The following is a 22043-nucleotide window of genomic DNA, read 5'->3' as shown; positions in this document are numbered from 1 at the left end:
TATTGTTATTAGCCGCTAATTTAGCGGCTAGTTATTAATTTTTTATACGCTTTACCGCTGGCTTTAACGGTGCGAGTTTGGGTATCGTAATCTACATGTACTATACCAAAGCGTTTTAAATACCCTTCTGCCCATTCAAAATTATCCATCAGGCTCCACGCAAAGTAACCATCTACTTTAACGCCTTGTACCGTTGCATTATGTAGAGCATTTAAGTGTTCGTGGTAATAGTCAATACGATCGTTGTCTTTCACCTCACCGTCTTTAAATTCGTCAGCCATGGCTGCGCCATTTTCGGTAATATAAATAGGCGGTAGGGTGTATTTTTCGTTTAACGATACAAGTAACTCTGTAAGGGCTTTAGGGTAAATTTCCCAGCCAATATCGGTCATTGGGGCTTTGTGTGGTAGCTCATGATAAAAGTCTGTTTCGCTTGCTTGGTAATGCATACGGGTATAAAAATTCACGCCTAAATAATCAAGTGGCTGTGCAATAATGTCCATATCACCTTGTAAAATATCAGGGCGCTGGGCTTTAGGTAATTGGTTAATAATATCAGGGTATTGACCTTGCATTACTGGCTGCATATACCATTGATTTATGTAGTCATCAGCAAATGCAGTGGCGTTTAAATCTTCTTCGCATTGGGTAACCGGGTAACAAGGCGTAAAGTTAAGCACAATACCGTTGAGTGAATTAGGGCTATTTTTAGCAAGCACTTGCATCGCTAATCCGTGGCCAAGTAGTAAATGATGGGCAGCTTTTCGCCCGTATTCTCGCCCAACAATACCCGGTGCATGTACGCCAATTTCGTAGCCTAAATAAGAGCTACAAAATGGCTCGTTTAGTGTTGCGTAAGAATGTACTCGTTCACCAAAGGCTTGGGTAATTAAATCTGTGTAATGTGCAAATTCGTAAGCCGTGTTTCGGTTAAGCCAGCCGCCTTCGTCTTCAATATGTTGTGGTAAATCCCAGTGGTACAAAGTAACAAATGCTTTAATATTACGACGTTTTAGCTCATCTAAAATATCGGTGTAAAATTTAACGCCTTTAGGGTTTAAATGGCCTGTTTTGGTCATTACACGCGGCCAAGAAATAGAAAGCCTGTAGGCGTCTACACCTAGCGACTCAATTAAATCTATATCGTCTTGCCAACGAGTGTAATGCTCACAGGCAACATCACCATTTGAATTATCAACAATTTTACCTTCTTTACTACAAAAGGTATCCCAAATGCAGGGGAGACGATCTGCTGCGCCACCCTCAATTTGAAAAGACGCTGTGGCCACACCATAAGTAAAGTGTTTGGCTAAAAGTGGTGAGCCACTAGGTAAAGATAATTGTTTCATTAAGCGAAAACCCCTGCTTTATTTTTAGTAAATTTGCTTTTATAAAGTTAAAGTTGGAAGCGCTTCCATAATTAATTTGATTAATCGCTGAGTATAGTATTAAATAACTTTCAGGAAGCGCTTCCATATTTAGGTTAGAGGCTATTGTTAAACAGGTCAATAGTTATATTTAAATAAGCAAATTACATTATAAAAACACACCCAGACAACACAGGTCCATAACAATGAGAAAAAGCTTAAACACAAAAGCATTAAAAATACTTCTCCTTTTAGTGGGAGGAATATGCGTTTTAACAGCCTGTAATAAACAGCAAACGCAAGTTAGTAACAATCATATTAACGCCTCGGAGCATGAGCAGGGCGATATAACACTTTGGCCAACACTTAAAAGCAAAGTACAAAAAAGCGCTGAGATTGAAAATACAATTGCTGATTATTTAAAGTCGATGACGCTTGAGCAAAAAGTAGCGCAAATGATCCAACCAGAAATTCGCGATATAACCGTTGAAGATATGCGCAAATATGGGTTTGGATCTTATTTAAATGGTGGAGGCTCGTTTCCTGATGCTAATAAGCATGCTACTCCTGCTGATTGGATAGCGCTCGCAGAGAATATGTATCAAGCATCGGTTGATGATACGTTTGATGGCAGTAAAATCCCTACCATGTGGGGCACCGATGCCGTACATGGGCATAATAACGTCATTGGTGCGACGTTATTTCCACATAATATTGGTTTGGGTGCTGCTAATAACTCTGCGCTTATAGAGCAAATTGCAGCGGCAACAGCGGTAGAAGTAATGGCTACAGGCATTGATTGGGTGTTTGCACCTACCGTAGCTGTAGTGCGCGATGATCGCTGGGGCAGAACCTACGAAGGCTATTCAGAGGACCCTGCAATTGTTCGCGAGTATTCAGCCGCTATTGTAAATGGCTTACAAGGTAGAGCCGATGGCGACTTTTTAAGTGATAAACGCGTAATTAGCACTGTTAAACACTTTTTAGGTGACGGCGGTACAGTGGATGGCGACGATCAAGGTAATAATATTGATACCGAAAAAGATTTGTACAACATACATGCCCAAGGTTATATAGGTGGCTTAACGGCAGGTAGCCAGTCTGTTATGGCGTCGTTTAATAGCTGGCATGGTAAAAAAAATCACGGCAATAAATACCTACTTACTGATGTACTCAAAACCAAAATGGGTTTTGATGGCTTTGTAGTGGGAGATTGGAACGGCCACGGGCAAGTTGCTGGCTGTACTAACGAAAGCTGCCCACAAGCGGTCAATGCCGGGCTTGATATTTTTATGGTGCCTACAAGTGCTTGGAAACCACTTTATAACAATACAATAGCGCAAGTAAAAGCGGGTACTATACCTATGGCTAGAATAGATGATGCCGTCGCGCGTATTTTACGTGTTAAATTACGCGCAGGTTTATTTGAAAAACCAAGCCCCGCTAAGCGTAAATTCTCAGGTAAATTAGCGCTAATTGGTGCGCCAGCTCATCGTGATATTGCCCGCCAAGCGGTGCAAGAGTCTTTAGTACTGCTTAAAAACAATAACCATATATTACCGATTAACCCATCAAGCAATATACTTATAGCAGGCGATGCGGCCAATAATATTGGTAAACAATCGGGCGGTTGGAGCATTACGTGGCAAGGCACCAACAATAAAAATGAAGACTTTCCTGGAGCCACCTCTATATATGCCGGATTAAAAGCGCAAATAGATACAGCAGGCGGTAACGCTATTTTAAGCCCAAATGGCACGTTTGATACTAAACCCGATGTAGCCATTGTTGTATTTGGCGAAGAGCCATACGCAGAGGGGCATGGTGATAAAGACAACCTTGAGTTTGAACGAGGTAATAAACGCTCACTTAAAATTTTAAAAGCGTTAAAACAACAAAATATCCCGGTTGTATCTGTGTTTATATCGGGCAGACCAATGTGGGTTAATAGCGAGCTAAATGCATCTGATGCGTTTGTAGCTGCATGGCTTCCTGGCACTGAAGGCCAAGGTGTTGCTGATGTTTTACTAGCGGATGTAAATGGGCAAGTACAACATGACTTTAAAGGTAAGTTATCGTTCTCTTGGCCTAAATCGCCACTACAAACGGCTGTAAATAAGGGCGATGAACATTATGCACCGCTACTACCTTATGGATTTGGGTTAACCTATAAAGATAAAAGTACACTTGCCAATAACCTAAATGAAGACTCAGGTGTTGATGTAAGCAACCTTGAGCCGCTGTCTATATTTAATGGTAGCTTTAAAACGCCGTGGCGTTTGTTTTTAAACTCTAATAACAAGCAGCATCAAGTGGCTAGCAACAGTGTAAAGCTTGGCGGCATTACTTATCGTACTGAAGATAAAACCATTCAAGAAGATGCGATGGCGTTTAATTTTATAGGCTCTAACGCAAGCTATATCGAAATTAACAGTAACTTTACTGAAGACAAAGTAGCTTACATTGAGGCCAATTCAGCGCTTAGTTTTAGCTATAAAATAAATACAATGCCAACAGAGCAAGTACAACTAGGTATGAAATGCGAGCAAGGCTGTGGTGGCGAGCTTAATATAACTAATGAGCTTAAAAATTCAGCCTTAAATACATGGCAAACCATGAGTATAGATTTAACGTGTTTTGCTAAAAAGGGCGTTGATTTTGCCAGAGTAACCAGCCCGTTTATTATTAAAACGGCAGGAAAGTTTAGCGTTTCAGTTGCAGATATTAGCTTTAAACCACAAAGCGCTGAAACAGCAAAAATAAAGTGTGAGTAATAGCGTGTTTATAAGTTAAGTTTATTGTGTGTTGTCTCAAAGCCCTAAGGGCGTGTTGATCTTTGTGGATTGAAATTTGTTCAATCTAGGGGCAATTTAATCGCGGCGAGAGGTTTATAACCTAGTGGGCTAAGTAAAAACCGAGCAAAGCTTCCGCGTCCTGCTCAAGCCCCTTACCTAAATCCATGTAGGCAACAAAGAGTTTATCGCCCCTAGGCAGAACCCTTCGGGCAGCGCATGTTTGGCATTTATGCTACGTTATTGCCTATTTATGGGGAATAACCACACTACATAGGCTCTGCCTTGCCTAAAAACCAAACATACTGCTGCAAATTCAACCACCAAAGAACAACGCGCCCTAATGAGGGCTTTTTTTAAAGAGGAGCTTTAAGCAGGGCAGTATTGTTTTAAAAATTCATGATGCGGCGGTAATTGGCTAACGCGCTGTTCTATTTGCTGTTTAATACCGTGTAAAAAACGGGTGAGTTCTTCATTGTTCATCATGCTGGCTATTAAGTGGTGCTGTTCAGGCCCAATACCTTGTCCAAGCATAACTTGCACCCAAGAGTCGACTCTAAAAATATCACCATCGTCTAAAAATACACGGCCAGTTTGTTTAAACAAATCAATTTTATGCTTAAGTGTTTTTGGCACTTCCATGGCGCTACAGTGTTGCCAAAATTCGCTGTCATAGCGATTAGTTACTTTGTAGTGCAGAACAATAAAATCGCGAATATTTTCAATTTCGCTTTTAAGTTGTTTGTTGTATTCGTCAATAGCGGGATTGGTAATGCCATTAAACGGAAATAAACGCATAAAACGAATAATACCCGACATAATTAAATGAATGCTGGTGGACTCAAGTGGTTCAACAAATCCACTAGCAAGACCAAGCGCAAGGCAGTTTTTGTTCCAGCCTTTTAAGCGACGCCCAGTTTTAAATTTAATAACACGGGGTTCAGTAACCGCTTCACCTTCAATGTTATTTAGCAATAACGCTTTAGCTTGTTCGTCATCCATATATTGACTGCAATACACTAACCCATTGCCTACACGATTTTGCAGCGGTATACGCCATTGCCAACCACTTTTATGGGCAATAGAGCGGGTAAGTGGCAATACGGTATCGCTGGTTGATTTTGTTTGTACTGCAATGGCGCTATTGCATGGTAATAAGTGCGACCAATCTTCGTAGCCCGTATGCAATGCTTGCTCTATTAATAAGCCTCTAAAGCCGGTGCAATCTATAAAAAAGTCGCCGTTTATTTGCTCGCCACTATTTAAAAGTAATGATTCTATGTGGCCTGTTTTAGCATTTTTTACTACTTTTTGTATTTTACCTTCAACACGCTTTACACCTAATGGCTCTGAAAAGTCACGTAAAAACTGCGCGTAGCGGGTAGCATCCATATGGTAGGCGTAGTTAATAGGGTTTTGTTGGTTAAACGCAAATTTACCGGCTTTAGCCGCCTGCAGCTCGTAACAGTAATCGCCAAAAGGGTTGTTTATTCCTAAATTTTTGCCTTGTAGCCAAAAGTGATGAAACTCACCCGCCCAACATTCTTTGCCCGTTACGCCAAATGAGTGAATATAACGCGTGTTTTCATCGCCCCAGTTTTCAAAGCTAATACCTAATTTAAAGCTTGCTTGAGTGGCTTTCATAAAAGATTGCTCATTTATACCTAGCAATTTATGAAACGTACGAATAGGCGGAATTGTTGCCTCGCCAACGCCTACAGTGCCAATATCGTCAGATTCAACAAGGGTAACGTGTATATTTTTGCCAATTAGTTTTGTAAGTGCAGCCGCAGCCATCCAGCCTGCAGTACCGCCTCCCGCTATTACTACGTTTTTAACAGCATTTGTTTTAGTCATTATGTGGCTGCCTATTATTAGATAAAAGATAATTTAAAAGCTCGCGGTTACTCGGTAAGCCTTTTAAGTATTGCGCTATTTTTTCACGGTTTTGCTGATAAAAATAATCGCCAGCTTGTGCGCTGGTAAACGCGTTTTGTGCTTGAGGTGTTTGTGTATTAAAGCCCATGCCGTATAAAACATACTGGTAACTACTTGATGAAAATACTTCTTCGTTTTCAATAAAGTCAAAGCGGCTAGGGGGCTGAAATTGCCACAGTTTAAGTAAGTTTTGTAGGCGCTCTGGTGTAGTTGTTAAATCGCGAATGTTTTGCCAGTAGGGGGTATCGTCGCGTTCGCTTAGCACATAATGGAGTTTTAAAAATTCGACAACACGTTCCCAACGTGTGCTAAAGCGGTCATTAAAACGTGTTTCAAGCTGGCTCATATGCGTGCGGTTTTGTGGTAGTTGCTCGCTTATCATGCTAATTGAAAGTTCAACCATGGCAAGTGCAGAGGCTTCAAGTGGTTCTAAAAAACCAGCCGACATACCCACGGCAACACAGTTTTTAATCCAAAATTTTTGCCTGTATCCAGGGCTGAATTTTAATACACGGTAATTAAGCTGCTCAGCTTGTTGCTCGCTGGTACTTTTAGCTATATAGCTTTTTAAAGTATCAGTTGCGCTTTCATCACTTTGGTATTTACTACTAAACACATAACCTGTACCACGGCGTGTGGGCAGGGCTATATCCCAAATCCAGCCGTTACTTTGCGCAGTAGAGAGCGTTGCTGAGGCAATATTTTGAGTAGGGTGAGAGTTAGGACTTTGCGCAGCAATAGCACTGTTGTTAAATAAAATATGATCTTGCGCTATAAATTCACTTTTAAAATGCTCCCCAATTAAACGCGCACGAGAGCCTGAGCAATCTAAAAATAAATCTCCTGTTATATTGCCATTATTATTGGTTTTTAATGAGGCTATATAATCCTTATCGTCATTAATAACCTCGGTTACATCGTTAGTAATATGCGTAACGTTTAAGTGTTTAACACAGTGTTTTTTTAAAAACTCGGCAAATTTACCTGCATCTAAGTGGTAGCCATAGTTAGTAACGGCTGCATATTCTGGGGTTTGTAATTGCTTTGGCGCAAGCGCTGCTTGGCATACAAAACTCTGCATATTAACTACATCAGCAAACTTTTGGGTGGGCGCTATGCGTTGCCAACTTGCGTGTAAATTAGTGTGCTCGTAGCCTTGAGGGTTCATAAAAGGGTGGTAGTAGTTTTCTCCCTCGTTGAGGTTGCGCCAATTTATAAATTTAGAACCTTGCTTAAAGGAGGCGTCGCATTGGGTTATAAAATCAATTTCTTTAATGCCAATACGCTGCAACGTGTTACGCATTGAAGGCCACGTGCCTTCGCCTACACCTAGTATTGGCACATTTGCTGACTCAATTAACGTGACACTTAAATGTGGATGCTCAGCAGCTAATAAACCCGCGCTTAGCCAGCCGGCTGTGCCGCCACCTAAAATGACTATCTTTTTTATTGGTTTGGTCATGAGTTAAAACCCTAAACTTGATAACACATAAACTATATCGTTTTAAATACAAAAAAGCCGCTAGTAAAAACTAACGGCTTTGCTTTGTATTACCTTTAGAAGTTGTAACGCATACCAATATTGTAGCGTGCGCCTAGTTGCTGCAGGTTCCATAATTGCACTGAAGTTCGGCCATGTTCGCGGCTGTTTTGCTCAGTAATATTTATACCTTCAACAAAAAACGAAAGCTGTTCGCTGTAGTTGTAAGCAACGTTAAAGTCGATTTGATAATACTCTTCAGTAAAACCTGGCTCGTTAACGTAACGTGCAGCGCTATTTAAAAACTTATCACGCCAGTTATAGGCAACACGGGCTTGAAAGTCATCGTTTTCGTACATAGCAATAAAGTTAGCTGTATCGCTTAAACCCACTAGTGCAAATTGCGTAGTAGTTGGGTCTGCGTTTACATCAAAGTCTATATCGCCATTAACGGTAGTGTAGTTTGCTTGAACGCCAAAGCCGCTTTCACCAAAAAAGTGTTGAAATGCAATTTCAAAACCATCAATAGTGGCGTTTTTATTGTTAGTAGGTACTTGTGCCGTAAATTCGAGTAGTGGGTCATCGCTGTTAGCAATAACATCGTATGCGGCTTCAAACTCTTCGTAGGTCATAGAGTCAAAATCTACGCCATTTTCGGTGGCGGCAACCATTTGAAATAAGTTTGAATCGGTAATAGCTAACCCGCGAGATTCCAGCTCTGCAATAGCAGCTTGTGCACGAGGGCCCGCAGTTGCATCACGTAAACCATAGTAATTTTGCGTCATGGGTGTTAAACCAATAAAGTTTTCGATATCTTTTGTGTAATAACCAACCGACACATAACTTGTTTCTGCAAAGTACCACTCAGCCGATACATCAATGTTATCTGACTCAAGCGGCACTAAACCAGGGTTACCAGTTGAAGCCGTGGCGGGCGACGAACCGGCCAAAATTGTTGGACCGCCAGGTACACCCACAGTAGCGGCAGAGCTTAAGTTATCATACGTTGGACGGGCAATTGTTGTACTGTAAGAAAAGCGCGCTTTAACGTTTTCGATTACTTCTATGTCAAAGTCTAAGCTTGGTAAAAAGTGATCGTAGCTAGATTTAAGCGTGAAATCTTCTTTGTTTGAGCCAAAGCGTACATTGAAATCGTTATTACCTTCCCATGCTACTGCATTTGGTAAATCGATATTAGCTGTTGAGGTAATGTCGGTTGACTCTTGGCGTGCGCCAATAACTAGGTTATAGGGCATATCGCCAATGTAACCTGTGTAACTAAATTGCACGAACGCGGCAGTTATGTCTTCTTCAATAGAGCGGTTTGTGGCAAATGCGCCATCGGCTGCAAAGTTAAAGCCGTATTGCTCGCCTGCCCAATAACCTATTTGTGAAGCGCTGCCCGTATACCCTTGATTAAATGAACCTGATGTATCGTAATCATCAAACTCAGCTAAAAAGTTGGTAGGGTTTAAGTAACCCTCTGGCAGCTCACCTGGGTTTTCAATACCCCAGTTACCCATAGTGTTACGAGTTAGTGATTGTAGTGAATGGCTTTGCATAGAGCGAGACTCTATACCAAAGTCAATTGCACCGTTTTCAAGCTCGTATTTACCATGTAGCCTAAATTCGGTTACCTCAGACTCTTGGCTTGCAAAGTTTGAGTCTAAAATAGACGTACCCACGTCTGATGGATCTAAGGTGTTATTACAATTTAAGTTATCTCTACGGCAGTCGTTAAAATCGATGCTCATAGAAGGTAGCTCACGGCTAAAGTCCACTTCTTGTGCGTTAACTACGTTTGCGCCAAGGCCTGCATTAACCCAGCTGCCGTATGGCGCATCAGGTTTACTGGTGGCTTCTGAGTTATGTGCATCAAACATAAAGCTCAACTCTGAGTTAAAGTAGTACTCTACATTTAAGCCGATTGAGTCATTTTTATTTACTTGATTAAGCTCTTGAAACGCTAAGCCTAAGTCGCGAGTTTGTTGATCGCGGCGTTCTTCTCGGTAATAAATTGGGGTTTTTACAGTGTTGTCGTCAAAGGTGAGTGCGCTTTTGTAGTTATCCATCCATATTGATTGCTCAGCACGCTCTTCAAATAAATCTTGTTTAGAGTAGGTGTAATCAAGCGTAGCTGTTAAGTCATCAATAGGGCTATATTGCAGCGTTAATTGGGCGTTTGTACGCGTGCGTTCTCTGTCGGCTATGGTATAACGCAAATCTGATGGCATTGAATAAAGCTGGCCAATCTCTGGTGCGTTAGTAAGTACAATATCGTCAGCCGCTTGAGGAATAGTGCCGTCATATGCCGATGTATTCCACTGATTTACAAATGCGCCAGTTGATGAGCTATCGCGTTGTTGCATGCTTGCCGTTAACGATGCGCCAAATTTAGCTTCGCTGTCGGTCCAGCTAATAATACCCGAAAGCTCAGGTGTAATATCATCGCCTACGCGATTAGTTGTATCGTGAAGTGCTTTAACTCCAATACTTGAAACAAATCCAGGGTTGTCGAGCGGACGGGCAGTATTAATATTAATTGTTGCGCCAATACCACCAGATGCAATACTCGCTTTACCTGTTTTATATACTTCTACCGATTTAACGCTATCAGACGCTAAGTTAGCAAAGTCAAAAGCACGAGAGCTTGGTGTACCGCCACCCGCTGGCAAAGAAGCTGCCGGCATAGAACGACCGTTAAGGGTTACCATATTGTAATCGGGGCCAAAACCACGAACGGTCACTTTAGATCCTTCACCGTTTGAGCGATCAATCGACACACCGGTAATACGCTGTAGCGATTCGGCTAAATTGGTATCGGGGAACTTACCAATATCCTCAGCAGAAATGGCGTCTACCACACCTGCTGCGTCGCGTTTTAAACGAGTTGATTCTTTAATACTGCTTTTAAAGCCAGTGACCTGAATTACTTCAACGTCTTGGTTTGCTTCTTCTTGTGCAAGCAACTCTAAAGATACAGATGCGCTTAAAATCAGAGATATGCTGGTCGCTATCTTTGTTTTTCTTACAATATGGTTAGCCATTCGGTTTCCCTCGTACTTTTATCATTATTATTAACAGCCAGTATGGAACTGTTTTTGTGTAATTAACAACATTGTCAAATGTGTGGAAGCGCTTCCAGAAAAGGTAATTAAAAATCGCCTTTGTGGAAGCGCTTCCAGAAATGCTAGTTTAATTTTCTTAACGGGTCAATATTTGTTTTAACAAAATGAGAACAAATTGTTTTATATTTGTGTTTTAAACCCAAGTGAATGGAGCCTGCACTTTGACTTATCTCTTAATTTATTGTGTTAGATAGAAAGGGCGAAGGTGAAAGTGGAGATACTTTAATATTTATCTGCAAAAAACGTTAGCAAAATGCAAAACTATACCGTTTTTAAGAACAGCACGGCTAGTATTAATTAGTTTATGAATTGTTCGTAAATAAACCAGTAAACGTGTAAATAATAATTAAATAAGTCACTAAATAGTAAAAGAATATTTGCACAAAGTAGTGCAAAAAATGATTTATAAAACTAACTGCTGTTTAAGGTTGCTACTGCTCAGATTTGTCGCTATTTTAAGATTAAGTTGTATTAGATGGAATTAGTATGAGTTTTAAATTGATCTCTTTTTGCTATTGTATCCCTGTGCTGTTTTTAAACGGTTGCGATGAAGACCCCGGATTATTTAGCAGTACCAAAGCGCCAATAGCGGCGCAAAACTCTAACGCTAATTTACCGACTAAACCTAAACAAGACACCCAAGTTGTAGTGGATGGGCTGATAGAAGGGGTAGTCCCTAGTCACTGTAAACGCAGTGAAACAGCGTATATAAACGCAAAAATGCAAAAGGTAATACGAAACCCAAGTGAAAAAGTAACTTATACACTTACACCCACTCCAAATATTTTATCTGTATGTGTGGCTAATAATAACTCTGCAATTACCTATCGTTATGGTACTTTGCAAAATGTAGGTTTAGAATACACAGCCACTAAAGCACAACCATTTGGTAGCTATTATCGCCAAATAGGGAAAGTAGGCGAGAGCATTTTGTTTTTTAATAAAGGTAATTATTACTACTACATAATAAATTCTGGTGGCATGGGCAGTGGTGTTACTGTCAATGTATATAAAAATGAATCACTTATTGCCGAGTTTTTTTCGGGTAACGAAGCTTATAACGACTTTGTAATAGCCAGTAATTTAGACCTGCCAAAAGCGTTAGCTGTTGAGCAACAACCTCATATAAATACAATGCAATGAGCGGATTAACCAAAGCGCAGCTTAATGTGATTACACAAGGCCACTGGTTTTGTGAGCGCGACGAATACCTAAAGCAGTTTTTATTAAGCAACGCAAAGTGCTTAACGCTGAGTGCGCACCAATCACTTTTTTTACGCGGCGATAAACACAACGGCATTTATGCTGTATTGAGCGGCGTTATGCGCATCAGCGGTGTAAGTAATAATGGTAAAGAAGCGGTTTTAAGTTTTATTGATGCCTCGCTTTGGTTTGGTGAAGTGACTTTGTTTGATCAAGGTGTGCGTACCCACGATGTTTATGCACAAACAGATGTTGCGCTATGTTTTATTCCACAGCGCGCATTAGAGCAATTGTTAAATCAGCATCCGCATTATTGGCAAGATTTTGGCCAGTTACTAGCCCAAAAACTGCGAGTTATGTTTACCACAATAGAAGATCACGCTTTATTAAGCGCAGATCAACGTGTAGCAAAGCGACTTTTATTACTGTGTGCTCATTTAGCCAACGCTCATGGCCATACCCTTAATTTATCGCAACAGCAATTAGCTGATATGACCTACCTAACACGTCAAACCGCCAATCAAATACTCAAAAAGCTAGCCTCTGAAAACTTAATTGAGCTGGGATATAACAAAGTAACTATTTTAAATCCCAATGCATTAAAGCAGCTTTGCTACTTATAAATGTCGGTTACCCGACAGAGTAATTTTTTAAAAGCCTGATATAGTATTAAAAACACTAAAAAGGCACACACATGAAGACCTTACAACAACAACTTGGTACATATGGCATGTATCATCGTTCAAAACGAAATGTTCTTACCCACTTTTTTGGTATTCCTTTAATTGTATTTGCTGCACTGTGTTTGCTAGCACGCATTCAAATTCCACTCGGTAGTGTAGTTATAGATGGCGCACAGCTATTTGTACTTGCATCGGTGGTTTACTATTTTATGCTCAGCTTTTCGCTTGGGTTTATTATGGGCGTGTTATTTACACTATTACTGGTTGCCGCGCAGCCTATAGCGGCTATGGCTTTTTGGCCTTGGTTAAGTATTGGTGTGGGCGTGTTTGTATTTGGCTGGGTGCTGCAGTTTATTGGCCATTATTACGAAGGTAAAAAACCGGCTTTTGTAGATGATTTAATCGGTTTAATTATTGGCCCGTTGTATGTAACTGTTGAGCTTTTGTTTTTAATGGGGTTTTATAAAAAATTAGAAGACGAAGTTAACGATATAGCAGGCCCCACAAAGGCATAATATAAAGGGTAAATCTTTTTATAAATAAGCATTAACTTAACACGGTGGGTATTTGCACCTGACAAAATAAAAAAGGCTAAACACATGGACTATAAAAATAAATCAGTGTGGATCACAGGCGCATCGTCAGGTATTGGCAAGGAACTCGCAATACAGTTTGCAGCACTGGGCGCCAACATTATTTTATCAGCTAGAAGCGTTGATAAACTTAACGAACTAAAGCAAAGTTTAAACGGCGATGGGCACCTTATTTTGCCTCTTGATTTGTCAGCACCTGAGGCTGTTTTGGCTCAGGTTACTGATTTACTCGACACATTACCTGCTATCGATATTTTAATTAATAACGGTGGGGTATCGCAGCGCAGCTTATTTTTAGAAAACGAATTTAATGTTTACCGCCAGTTGATGGAAGTTAACTATTTTGGCCTCATTGCACTCACTAAAGCGGTAGCGCCTACTATGGTGGCAAGGCGAAGCGGTTCAATCGTCTCTATTAGTAGCGTTGCGGGTAAAGTAGGCTCTAAATTTAGAACGGGCTATTCAGGCTCAAAATATGCGGTAGTGGGTTTTATGGATTGCTTGCGTGCAGAGCTTGCTGAGCACAACATTCATTGCTTAACTATTTGCCCAGGTTCTATTAAAACAGCCATTGCACATAATTCGTTAAACGAGCAAGGCATAGCGCAAAACAAGCCAGAGCACTCAATAGAAAATGGCATGAACGTAAGCCTAGCCGCTAAAAAAATGATAAGCGCAATTAGCAATAAAAAAGATGAAGTTGTAATAGGGCAGGGAATTAGTGGATGGGCGCCGACTATTAAGCGCTTCTTTCCTGCACTTTTTAATAAGCTGACTGCTAAAGCTAACTACAGGTAAAGTAATGGGCCTTAACATTCAAAAATACTCAGTGAGTACTAATAAAGCTAAGCTTGATTTTAACGTTATTTATCAATTTATTTCGCAAACTTATTGGGCAAAAGGAATACCTAAAAGCGTAATGCAAAAAGCAATTGATAACTCAATGTGCTTTGGTGTTTACAGCGCTCATAACGAGCAAGTTGGCTTTGCCCGCGTAGTAACCGACAACGCCACTTTTGCCTATTTAGCGGATGTATTTATTGCCCCAGATTTGCAAGGTAATGGCTTGAGCAAGTTATTGGTTAAAACGATAGTAGAACACCCTGATCTGCAAGGGCTTAGGCGTTTTTTATTAGCCACTTCTGATGCCCATGGCCTTTATGCGCAATATGGGTTTAAAGCGATAGATAACCCAGCATTGCTAATGCAAATAAACCCTGAGAATGTGTATGGCAAAAATAATCGTGATGCCTATTAAAAGGGGGGGAGGAGCAAAGTCCCGCTTTAATTGCTTGTTATATTGCGGTTTTAACCAAGCTTTGATTAATTTTATGTTGCATATAGATTACATGAAAAATTGATGTAATGAATGGATTTAACCAAAGTATGTCACCTTTACTTGAACCTGAAATTTGATTTATACGATTGCGGACCATAACTATCCACGTTACATCAAAAACACTTGAAACCAAATGAATAACAATTGAGCTTTTTAAAATGGATAAATCGTGAATATTAACTAAACCATAAATTAAACTAGCTAATGAAATGCCAAATAAAATTACAGTAGTAAGGATAAAATATTTAGATATTTTAAGCTCTGTATGCTTGTTGATTTGGTTTGAAAAACGGTAAAGTTTATAGATTAAATACGAACCTATTGTGAGCACGCAAAGAACGAGAGTCTTTAGAACTGAGTCAACTTCAAATATATCTGTAAGTTCCTTTTTCATTTATTCTCCGATGCTGAAAACTCACTGTACTTTTTTAGCAATATAACTTTTCAATAACGGGCGCAGGCACGTAGGGCATAATGGCGAAGCCGCCCTGCGTGTATGCGTCCCAGCGAACGAAGTGAGTGAGTTTATTGAGTTGTTATGCATGTTTATATACAGAGTGATTTGTGTTTTTAAAACAGTGTAAGGCGATAAAGGCCCCTAAAGTTAAACTCGCCACGCCACACAAATAATTTAAGTCATAGATTATCGTTTCCATTAGGCTCTCACTGTCGAGAAAAACATAATACGAGGACATTATGTAAAGTAAAGCTATGACAGAGCTTCCAATTTTATAGGAAACCTTTGACGTATTAAAAGCAGCAAACAGCAATGCTATTGAAAAAAACACACTCGAAAATGCTCCGATGTAATAAGCTGAGTCTTGGAACTGATATCCTAATTCTTCATCGCGTAACATAACAAAAGGGGATATGAAGCCGATTAACTCCGCTAGAATTGGTCCACTAAATAGTCCAAAGATTAAAATTTTAAGAGCACGAACCATTAAACCACCTTCTAAATGCATAACGCTTAAAGCACGGGCGCAGCTTTGCTGTGTCCCGTGGCTTTACTTGTTAGATTTTTCCTCAGATTGAGGCTGCGTAACAAGCTCGTCGAGACTACTCGTAGTTTCCTGAGTAGCCAGATCTAAAGTGACGCTTTCTAGAACTTTGTTATGAAGGTTTACGTACATCTGATTTGCCTGCCAATCAGAGATTGATCCATTTTTCTTTTGCTCTTCAATATATTCAATTGCTTTTACTATAGATTGATCGACTTCTTTTCTACGTAGATAACAGGGTAAATTCATAGAAACTACGCCAAGACCAATTAAATGCCACATTTTAATTGCACCAAAATTTAAAGCCTCCACAGTTTTTAAAATTGGCGATGCTAATCCTAGAAGAGCATCCAAAATCACACCAATTAAAACACCAAGACTTGTACCTCGCGGATTTGACACAAATAGAATGTTAATCGACTTTCTAATAAACTCAGTTACAGATTCTTGATTCATACCGTCGCTCCGCCAAAACCGCTTGCTTTTTCAGATTCAGGTTCAATCTCAGGCAAAGGAATTACTCGTTTCAATCCCCCTGAATCATTGAAGTCATCTTTATTTGAATGACTAATGATAAAATTAATTATCTCTTTGGTTTCATACTCATTTTTGCCATACCAGCCTTTTTTCATCCTATATTCGATAAGTTGCTGGTCTGCATGTGTACAAAGAAGTAGTAAAGAAGCAATAGCGAGCAAAAAATAGCTAAAATCAATTGTCGGCAGAAACGAAACCAACAAGTTTATGACTAGGCATAAGGACAAGACCAACTGTAGCTTGGCAGATTTTTTGAGTCTTTCGAGCAGCATCACACCTACGATTGTATTGGAACGTTTCTTTTCTGCTGAACTAGCATCGCTTTTGCTGTAAAGAGTTGATACTGAAGTTATCAATGCCGAATTCATCAAAAGAATTGCTTTTCTGTTGTATTTCCCAAGCGGCATGGTATCCACTAAAACAATCTCGATAATTTTGCTACATGCCTTTGCTCTAACCGTAAGCTTAGTGGACGGATCAACGTAATTTTTAAATGCAGACCTAAAGTCTTCATTTTTGAAGTAGTTCTTTAACATAGATAGAACTACCAAAATTAAAGATAATCCTGAAACGATAATTGCTATTTTTTCTGTGATAGTCATATGACCCTCGTTCGAAATCTAACACCCACATAAGGGGCAGTAACACGTGGGCTAAAATCCGAGCGAAGCGACAGAGCCCACGTGTTACTGTCCCAGCGAGCCTGCGAGCGACTTAATGTGATTGTTATAAGTCACTTAACCTTTTCTAATTCGCCGTCATCAAAACCAACCGTGACATTTGGTGCACAGTTAAGAATTGTTTGTTGGCCTGAGTTTATTATTTTTTGCACCGACTTCACTATTAATTGTTGGACTGAATGCCATTCGGTTAGATCAACATTCAACACTAGATACTTGTTTAACGGGATAAAATCTTCTTCGCAAGCCCAATCATCATTATTGGGATCGTATACATTTGAGCCAATAAGATAGGCGGTGAACGAATCTTGCGACTGAAACAAGCCAATATTTATTGCTTCAAGAGATGGCCTTTCGGTAATGCTCTCAATCCATGATTGAAACTCAACATTCATTAAAGTAGCTTCCGTGACTTATAACGCCCCAATAAGGGGCTAAAAATTGTTTGCTAAAATGTGTAGCGAAGCGAAACCGAGCAAACTGTTTTTAGTCCCGCTTGATTGGCTTGTTAGGGCTTAATTGTTGAATAGTCTTTAAGAACTCTTTGCTATGTTTCATATTTGGCCAAATTGCTTGTGTACCACCACAATACCCAGTAATCCAACCCGCAGAATCTGTAAATGCGACATACTCTTTACCCAACATAAATGACATTCCGTTGCACCCATTTCTATCCATAGCAGAATAAATAACCTTAGTTTGATTACCTTTAATCATTTTCTCATTATTTAAAGTGATTTTTTGATATGGACGATTATCATTATCAAAGACAATTTCGAGTTTCATTATGCGCCCAAAAAGAATGGTATTAGCACTTTTAAAATATTCTTCAGGTGATCGCTCTATGCAACTACACGCGAAAGCGCTACTGACAGAGACCATCAAAATCAATGCAATTATAGAACGATACAACGTGCTACTCCTTGAGCCCTAACAACTTTATCAGAGGACACTTTCCTCTTTTTATGAGCAAAGTATGTCCTCTTTATTATTTTTAATATTAATAACAAATACTGTAACACATTGCGAGTATTAAACTTTAAGTCGGTGTGTTCTTTTTATAACAGGCTGAAAAGAGGAAAGTGTCCTCATTTTCTGACTTAGGAGGAAAAACGCCATCGTTTTAGTAAATGCAGCAACTAAATTTTTAAAAATGAAAACCAAAACACTTTTTAAATCATTTAATATTCATTAAAAACAGTGGCAATAACGTGAGTAATCGCCTTAAGCACACTTGTTTATGTAAGCATGTTATAAAAGGTGATTTTTGGCTGGTGGAGGCTTTAAAACAAAAGGTGATGAATTATTTACTAAACGCGTCTTGCTGCTTTTAAACAGGGCAGACACGTTTAAGACGAGTTTACTTGGCTTTTTTAGCTTCAAGCGCTTCTATTTCACTCCAGATTTTTTCGGCTTCTGCGCTTAACATGGCGTAGCTTTTAATGTCGCCTTTACGCTGTGCCTGCATGCCTTGTTCTAATTTTGCGTCGTACTCTTTACGCAATTTTTTTGTTGGGTCTGATTTGAATATTGAAAACATGGTGATTCACTTTAATGGATAGCAGTTATACTATTACCATACGCTGCAAAGAGGTAAAAAGTTCTTTTAGTGGCAAGGCGCTTACCCTATAAAATAAAGTAAACGCCTCATTAGATATACTTTGATTATTTAATGGCTTATAGCTTGGGCTCTAAGCGTTTAATACCTTGGCCATCTATGCCTAAATAAATATACCCATCAGCGCCTTGCGCTAAACTGCGCACTCTGCCTATTCCATCGAGTATTTTATATTGCTTAACAACCTTGCCCTTTGAGAGTTCCAGTGCGCTAATAAAAGAAAACTTCATTGATGCGAGTAATAGCTTACCTTTCAGCTTTGGGTATTTATCACTCGTTACATACAGCATATCGGAGGGGGCAATAGAAGGAGTCCAGTGTAATACAGGCGATTGCATGCCGTCTTTTTCGTGTAAATCGGTAAACGAGGTTCCGCTGTAATTAACGCCATAACTAACTACTGGCCACCCATAATTAACACCGGAGTTGATTATGTTTAATTCATCGCCGCCGCGCGGACCGTGCTCATGCGACCAAAAAGTACGTGTTGCTTTATCAAACCACATACCTTGAGGATTACGATGTCCGTATGACCAAATTGCAGGTTTGGCATTTTTTTGATCAATAAATGGATTATCACTTGGTATGCGGCCATCTTCGTGTAGGCGATATATTTTACCGCCATCACGAGTGAGATCTTGTGGATTTATATTACGTGCGCCTCTATCACCAATTGAAAAGTAAACATAACCTTCATCATCAAACACAATACGGCTGCCGTAGTGTTGGCCTTTAGTACTGTTGTGCTCGCCTTTATAAAGCATTTGTGTGTTCAAAAGTTGTGTGTGGTCATCACTTAACTGTGCGCGCATTAAAGCTGTATTGCTGCCACTTTTGCTGCCCGTTTTGCTTGAATAACTAATGTAAATCCATTGGCTATTGTTTGAGTCGTTGTGTAGAGCTAAATCGAGTAAACCGCCTTGCCCGTTGGCATCAATTTGTGGCAAACCCGAGACCTTAGTTAAGTTAGATGAGTTTTTAGGTAATAAATAAAGTGTGCCGGTACGCTCTGATATTAATAAATCACCATTGGCTAACGGTTCAATAGCCCATGGAATATTAACTTCTTTAGCCACATTTACTGCTTTTACATTAAGGGGTAATACATCGAGGGTTTTGTAATCAACAGCCGCTACTGGCATTGAAACCAGTACAGCTATTAACGCTGTTGATACTGTTTTAGCAATCGTTTTTATGGGTAAAAACACGGTTATTGTCCTATCTAATAAATAAGCAAGTAATACCTACATTAGCATGCTGCTGTACATTTTGCTAAATGTTGCGTTGTACTAAAAACTACATAAATTTCAAACATAAAGGCAATGCCTTGTGTGCTATTTGCTAGGTTGAAGTGTTTAAAAATATTAATTATCTGCGTGCAAACTCAGGTGTTAACAATAAGTGTTAACGTTAAATGTTGTATAAAAATCACACTAAAAAACTGAATAATTACTCTAATGCTATTGAAATTATTTTTTTTGAGCGTACACTTGTGCGCTGAAGTTTGAGCGTACGCATGTAAGTTCAAAGTTAGGTGATTTATAAGCCAAGAGATTAATTAGCAATGATTACTAAAGTATTAGACCAATTTTCAAAATGGTTTTTACACCATCAAAGTTTTGCAGGTTATATAGAGCCCATTATGCAAACTTTTAAACCTGCATGGCGAGCAGGGCTTTTTAGAGCGCAAGTAAAGCAAGTTGCTTTGTTAAATGGCGATTTTTTAAGTGTTACTTTAAAGCCACAAAAGCTATGGCGTGCTCACAGAGCGGGTCAGCATATTAGTTTAACGGTTGAGATTAACGGGCGTTTGTTAACACGTATATTTACGGTTGCCTCAAGCGCGCAATTTTATAAAAGCACAGGGTTAATACGTTTACTTATTAAAACTAGTCAAGTTGGTCGTTTTACTGGGCAATTAGCAAATACGCTTGAAATTGGGCGTTGGTGTAATATTTCGGCGCCAAGTGGCGACTTTGTTTATAAAAATGCTGAAAAGCCAGCCACATTTATAGCAGGCGGCTCAGGTATTACCCCAATGCTTGCAATGTTAGATGAGCATTTAGCACATACCTCTCAAAAAGTGACGCTTATTTATTATGCGCAGGCTACGCAGCACCAATGCAGTAACGAAATAAGCCTGTTGGCGGCTAAGTATGCACATTTTTCATTTTTATTGCTTACACGTGATCAAGCGAGTGATATTACAAGCAATATTAACACGTGGGAAAACCCTGATGTGTATTGCTGCGGACCACAAAACTTTATGCAAGTAGTGGCAAGTTATGCACATAAACACGGCTTAACTTACTACCAAGAAGCCTTTGGTTTAGCGTTGCCAAGCTTAAGTGACGACAGCCAATTTAACGTACAGGTTAATAGCAGCGCCTATGTAGTAAGCGCCAATAATGCTTTATTACCTCAATTTGAAGCAAAGCAATTACCGGTTAAACGTGGCTGCGGTATTGGTATTTGCCATCAATGCCAGTGTGTTAAAAAGTCAGGTGTGGTGCGCAATTTAAAAACGGGTGAGGTTAGTGATAACGGCGAGCAATTAATTCAACTGTGTGTAAGTCAGCCTGTTAGCGACTTGGAGTTACAACTATGAAAAACATAAACTTTGATCAGCTTGCAAGCGATTTAGATAGCATAAAAATGGATACGCTTAGCAAAGTAGGGCAACAAGATGCAAACTACATTCGCTCTGTTGTACGCAAACAGCGAGTGTGTGAATGGAGCGGGCGAATTTTACTTATGCTTGGTTTTATTCAGCCATTACTTTGGGTTGCTGGTGTACTGTTATTAGCGCTTGCTAAAGTTTTAGACAACATGGAAATTGGCCACAACGTTATGCACGGCCAATACGATTGGATGAACGACAAACAGCTTAACTCACAACATTTTGAGTGGGATATAGCCTGCGACGGGCAAAGCTGGCACCGCGTACATAACTTTGAGCACCATACATATACTAATATTATTGGTAAAGACCGCGACTTTGGGTATGGGCTATTACGTTTAAGTGATGACTTTAAATGGCGTTTTAAAAATGTGTGGCAATTTTTTACGTATATTAATTTAAGTGTGCTGTTTCAGTGGGGTGTGTCGTATCACGAACTTGCAGCCGAACGTGTATTTATTGGTAAAAAGAAAGAAAACCGCGAAGGGGGTGTATCGCACGCTACTTTAAAACAACGTTTTTTTAGTAAGGGTGCTCGCCAGTTAATTAAAGATTATGCTGTATTCCCGTTACTTGCAGGGCCTTTATTTTTATGGGTATTAGCGGGTAATTTAGTGGCAAACTTAATTCGTAATTTATGGACCTCAACCATTATTTTTTGTGGTCACTTTACCGAAGACACCGAAACCTTTAAACAAGAAGACTGTATAAACGAAAGCCAAGGGCAGTGGTATTATCGCCAAGTGTTGGGCTCGTCTAATATTAAAGGGCCAAATTGGTTTCATGTTTTAACTGGGCATTTGAGCTGCCAAATAGAGCATCATTTATTTCCTGATATGCCGTCGTCGCGCTATCAAGAAGTGGCACCACAAGTACAAGCTGTTATGCAAAAGCACGGTATTGATTATCATACCGGTGGCTTTTTTAAACAGTATGGCTCGGTATTAAAACGCATTATTAGGTACTCATTCAAATAAATAAAAAGCACTTAAAAAGCCGATTAA

The 22043-nt window shown here is 39.7% G+C and carries 20 protein-coding genes; 8 read left to right on the top strand and 12 right to left on the bottom strand.

Features of this window, described 5'->3' with window-relative positions; all coding sequences use genetic code 11:
* Positions 1–20: 20 nt before the first annotated feature.
* On the bottom strand, positions 21–1349 hold the full coding sequence (locus tag PESP_RS10120) for a GH1 family beta-glucosidase (protein WP_089347923.1): 1329 nt from the start codon (positions 1347–1349) through the stop codon (positions 21–23).
* Between the two features lie 224 nt (positions 1350–1573).
* Between PESP_RS10120 and PESP_RS10115 the strand changes: the two genes are divergently transcribed.
* Positions 1574–4141 carry a glycoside hydrolase family 3 protein gene (locus tag PESP_RS10115; protein ID WP_089347922.1) on the top strand — a complete coding sequence of 856 codons (2568 nt, stop codon included), beginning with the start codon at positions 1574–1576 and terminating at the stop codon, positions 4139–4141.
* A gap of 387 nt (positions 4142–4528) precedes the next feature.
* On the opposite strand, the gene PESP_RS10110 is transcribed toward PESP_RS10115, so the two are convergent.
* From PESP_RS10110 to PESP_RS10100, 3 genes are all read right to left on the bottom strand, one after another.
* Entirely contained in the window at positions 4529–6016 is a 1488-nt protein-coding gene (locus PESP_RS10110; protein WP_089347921.1) for a tryptophan halogenase family protein, read from the bottom strand.
* Positions 6009–7559, bottom strand: coding sequence for a tryptophan halogenase family protein (locus PESP_RS10105; RefSeq protein ID WP_089347920.1), 1551 nt, complete (start codon positions 7557–7559; stop codon positions 6009–6011). Before PESP_RS10105 ends, PESP_RS10110 begins: the two co-directional genes overlap by 8 nt.
* Positions 7560–7654: 95 nt before the next feature.
* The gene (locus tag PESP_RS10100; RefSeq protein ID WP_089347919.1) at positions 7655–10624 is read right to left on the bottom strand and encodes a TonB-dependent receptor; all 2970 of its coding nucleotides are present in this window, start codon (positions 10622–10624) and stop codon (positions 7655–7657) included.
* 567 nt (positions 10625–11191) lie between these two features.
* Between PESP_RS10100 and PESP_RS10095 the strand changes: the two genes are divergently transcribed.
* The 5 genes from PESP_RS10095 (at position 11192) to PESP_RS10075 (ending at position 14442) form a co-directional block, all read left to right on the top strand.
* The gene (locus PESP_RS10095) at positions 11192–11848 is read left to right on the top strand and encodes a hypothetical protein (protein ID WP_245852061.1); all 657 of its coding nucleotides are present in this window, start codon (positions 11192–11194) and stop codon (positions 11846–11848) included.
* A complete protein-coding gene (locus tag PESP_RS10090) occupies positions 11845–12531 on the top strand; it encodes a Crp/Fnr family transcriptional regulator (RefSeq protein ID WP_089347918.1) in 687 nt (228 codons plus the stop codon). Before PESP_RS10095 ends, PESP_RS10090 begins: the two co-directional genes overlap by 4 nt.
* A 71-nt stretch (positions 12532–12602) precedes the next feature.
* Positions 12603–13106, top strand: coding sequence for an Mpo1 family 2-hydroxy fatty acid dioxygenase (locus PESP_RS10085; protein WP_089347917.1), 504 nt, complete (start codon positions 12603–12605; stop codon positions 13104–13106).
* A gap of 84 nt (positions 13107–13190) precedes the next feature.
* Positions 13191–13982, top strand: coding sequence for an SDR family oxidoreductase (locus tag PESP_RS10080; RefSeq protein ID WP_089347916.1), 792 nt, complete (start codon positions 13191–13193; stop codon positions 13980–13982).
* Positions 13983–13986: 4 nt separating this feature from the next.
* Positions 13987–14442 carry a GNAT family N-acetyltransferase gene (locus PESP_RS10075; RefSeq protein WP_089347915.1) on the top strand — a complete coding sequence of 152 codons (456 nt, stop codon included), beginning with the start codon at positions 13987–13989 and terminating at the stop codon, positions 14440–14442.
* Between the two features lie 37 nt (positions 14443–14479).
* Here the strand turns inward: PESP_RS10075 and PESP_RS10070 are convergent, their stop codons facing one another.
* The 8 genes from PESP_RS10070 to PESP_RS10035 form a co-directional block, all read right to left on the bottom strand.
* Positions 14480–14917 carry a hypothetical protein gene (locus PESP_RS10070; RefSeq protein ID WP_089347914.1) on the bottom strand — a complete coding sequence of 146 codons (438 nt, stop codon included), beginning with the start codon at positions 14915–14917 and terminating at the stop codon, positions 14480–14482.
* 142 nt (positions 14918–15059) lie between these two features.
* Entirely contained in the window at positions 15060–15467 is a 408-nt protein-coding gene (locus PESP_RS10065; protein WP_125939511.1) for a hypothetical protein, read from the bottom strand.
* 63 nt (positions 15468–15530) lie between these two features.
* Positions 15531–15980 (bottom strand): hypothetical protein, encoded by a 450-nt coding sequence (locus PESP_RS10060; RefSeq protein ID WP_089347912.1) that lies wholly within the window; start codon positions 15978–15980, stop codon positions 15531–15533.
* Entirely contained in the window at positions 15977–16663 is a 687-nt protein-coding gene (locus PESP_RS10055; RefSeq protein WP_089347911.1) for a hypothetical protein, read from the bottom strand. The genes PESP_RS10060 and PESP_RS10055 overlap by 4 nt, the downstream gene beginning before the upstream one ends.
* Before the next feature lie 131 nt (positions 16664–16794).
* Positions 16795–17136: a hypothetical protein gene (locus PESP_RS10050; protein WP_089347910.1), complete on the bottom strand. Its 342-nt coding sequence runs from the start codon at positions 17134–17136 to the stop codon at positions 16795–16797.
* Between the two features lie 91 nt (positions 17137–17227).
* Positions 17228–17527, bottom strand: coding sequence for a hypothetical protein (locus PESP_RS10045; protein WP_245852059.1), 300 nt, complete (start codon positions 17525–17527; stop codon positions 17228–17230).
* Positions 17528–18101: 574 nt separating this feature from the next.
* The gene (locus PESP_RS10040; RefSeq protein WP_089347908.1) at positions 18102–18281 is read right to left on the bottom strand and encodes a DUF6435 family protein; all 180 of its coding nucleotides are present in this window, start codon (positions 18279–18281) and stop codon (positions 18102–18104) included.
* Positions 18282–18418: 137 nt separating this feature from the next.
* Entirely contained in the window at positions 18419–19501 is a 1083-nt protein-coding gene (locus PESP_RS10035; protein WP_089349143.1) for a PQQ-dependent sugar dehydrogenase, read from the bottom strand.
* Positions 19502–19923: 422 nt separating this feature from the next.
* Here PESP_RS10035 and PESP_RS10030 point away from each other — a divergent pair, with 422 nt between their 5' ends.
* Both PESP_RS10030 and PESP_RS10025 read left to right on the top strand, forming a co-directional pair.
* Positions 19924–20967 carry a flavin reductase family protein gene (locus tag PESP_RS10030; protein ID WP_089347907.1) on the top strand — a complete coding sequence of 348 codons (1044 nt, stop codon included), beginning with the start codon at positions 19924–19926 and terminating at the stop codon, positions 20965–20967.
* On the top strand, positions 20964–22016 hold the full coding sequence (locus PESP_RS10025) for a fatty acid desaturase family protein (protein ID WP_089347906.1): 1053 nt from the start codon (positions 20964–20966) through the stop codon (positions 22014–22016). Before PESP_RS10030 ends, PESP_RS10025 begins: the two co-directional genes overlap by 4 nt.
* Positions 22017–22043 lie beyond the last annotated feature (27 nt).

Origin of the sequence: Pseudoalteromonas espejiana DSM 9414 (assembly GCF_002221525.1) — a bacterium.
Classification (GTDB): Bacteria; Pseudomonadota; Gammaproteobacteria; order Enterobacterales; family Alteromonadaceae; genus Pseudoalteromonas; species Pseudoalteromonas espejiana.
This window is presented reverse-complemented; position numbering and strand designations above follow the sequence as displayed.